This is a genomic window from Staphylococcus sp. HMSC34G04, assembly GCF_001838765.1.
In the GTDB taxonomy this organism is placed as follows: Bacteria; Bacillota; Bacilli; order Staphylococcales; family Staphylococcaceae; genus Staphylococcus; species Staphylococcus epidermidis.
The window spans coordinates 1-523 of sequence record NZ_KV838736.1 but is presented as its reverse complement, the minus strand read 5'-3'; the positions used below and the strand labels follow the sequence as shown (position 1 = coordinate 523).

Here is a 523-nt window from a genome sequence, read left to right as displayed (position 1 = left end):
TACATGTTTTTTAACTTTGCAACAGAACCTTTATTTTAATAGTTCCATTGATATTAGGTTTATTGTTTTTTTATAAAGTTTGAATATACAGAGAGTAAAGTTTATTCATATTTGGTTAATGTTGAAAAAAAACCGAAAGAAGAAGTTAAATTAAAAAAAGTTTTGGTAATTTGCCAGGTGATAGAAACTATTTAATAGAGTACAGAGATAAGGAAAATGGTTCTTTTAAATATTACTATTATGACTATAAAGAAAAGAAAGTAAAAGGAGAAGAAGAAAATAAAAATGGCTGTTCTAAAGATTTAAAGACTAAACCTCAATAGATTTAGTCTTTAAACAATTACCATTTATTATCTACAAATTTAAATCCGTTGTGTTTAACATCGTCTTTGTTAACGTATGAATATGGTGCGACTATACTAGGTTCTAACCAAACACCGTGTTCTGGAATGAGGTATTTTTTCCTGTTTTATAGTAAGAATACCAAACTAATGGTTCTGTTGCAAAGTTAAAAAACATGTAA

1 protein-coding gene is annotated in these 523 nt (G+C 26.4%); it reads left to right on the top strand.

Features of this window, described 5'->3' with window-relative positions; all coding sequences use genetic code 11:
• Positions 1–170: 170 nt before the first annotated feature.
• Positions 171–323 (top strand): hypothetical protein, encoded by a 153-nt coding sequence (locus HMPREF3241_RS12960; protein ID WP_002485176.1) that lies wholly within the window; start codon positions 171–173, stop codon positions 321–323.
• The last annotated feature ends 200 nt before the right edge of the window (positions 324–523 follow it).